The 1,426-nt window shown below is 74.8% G+C and carries 1 pseudogene; it reads right to left on the minus strand.

Annotation, left to right across the window (positions count from 1 at the left end):
- Positions 1-1,426: pseudogene (locus BUE43_RS32465) on the minus strand (hypothetical protein); the annotation flags it as partial.

The raw sequence follows: 1,426 nt of genomic DNA on the forward strand, positions 1-1,426 counted from the left end.
GGACCGAGGCGAGTTTGAGGATGGGCAGGGCGTTGATGACGGTCATGACGCAGGAGATGAAGTCGCCCTGGGTGAAGCAGCGCTTGGCGTCGTTGTAGCCGATCAGCTCCAGGAGGACGTCTCCGCCCTGCTCGGAGATGAACGACATCAGGGTCTTGTTGGCCTGGGCGCGAGCGCGGTTGTACTCGTCGACGCCGGCCTGACCCCGCTCGGCCCGGAGCGCCTCCGCCTCCTCGGCGGTCAGCTCGGGGAGTTGGCTCTCATCGGTGATGGCCTCCTCGACCGCCTTGCGCTGCCGTTCCTCCTCCTCCCGGCGGAGCTGCTCCTGGATGTCGGCCAACTGCGCCTGGATTTCCTTCGCGTCGGCCTCGGCGTTCTTGAGCCGGGCTTCGGTGTCCTTGGCGTAGTTCTCGGCGTTGGTGGCCGACTGGTTCGCGTCCCTGGCGTGGGCGTCGGCCCGGTCGGCGCTGGCGCGCGCCGCGTCGGCGTCCCGCTGGGCCTGGTCGGCGGCCTGCTTCGCGGCGGCCGCGTCCTGTGCGGCGCGGTCGGCTGCGGCGCTGGCCTCGTTGGCCGCGCGCGTGGCGTCGTCGGCGGCCCTGCGGGCAGCGCGGGCGTCGGCCTCGGCCTGGTCGGCGAACCGTCCCGCCAACGCCGCATCGGCCGCTGCCTGGTCAGCGGCGGCCCTGGCGGCCTTCGCGTCCGCCTGGGCCTGGGCGTCGACGGCCTGCGCCTCCGCCGCGGCTTGGCGGGCGGCTGCGGCGTCGATCGCCGCTTCGGCGGCGGACCGCTGTGCGGCAGCGGCGGACTTGGCCGCCTCGGCCGCGGAGTTCGCCGCGTTGGCGGCGGCCTGGAAGGCCGGTCCCACTTCACCCGAGGCGTTCTTGGCTGACTCGGCGGCCTTCTGCGCCTGGGCGGCGGCGTCGGCCGCGGCCTTCTGGGCGGCCTGGACCTGGGAGTCGCCGACGTCCTTGGCGCGGTTGGCCACCGCCACGACGAAGTCGGCGTCGATGTCGGACTGGGCGAACGGGCTGGCCAGGTTGATCGCCTGGTCAGCGGGGGCGGCGATCCCGGAGGCGGACCGCACCGCGGCCTCGGCCGCCCGGGTGGCGATCCCGGCCTGGGTGGCGGCCGTCGAAGCTTCCACCGCCGCAGCGTTGGCCTCGTCCTGCGTGCGGTGAGCGGAATCCAGGGTCTTGGCGGACTCCACCGCGGCCTGCTGCGCGAGGTTCACCGCGTTGCGGGCGTTTTCGGCGGCGCGGGCTTCGGCGGCGGTGGCCTCCTCGGCCGCGGCCTTGGCCCTGATGGCTTCGGCGTGCACGGCGGCGGCTTCCCGCTCGGCGCGGGTGGCGGCCTCGTTCGCGCGTGCTGCCGCGGCCTGGGCCTCGTTGGCCGCGGCCCGGGCCTTCTCCGCGGCGACCTCGGCTTC

Source organism: Streptoalloteichus hindustanus, from assembly GCF_900129375.1.
Taxonomy (GTDB): Bacteria; Actinomycetota; Actinomycetes; order Mycobacteriales; family Pseudonocardiaceae; genus Streptoalloteichus; species Streptoalloteichus hindustanus.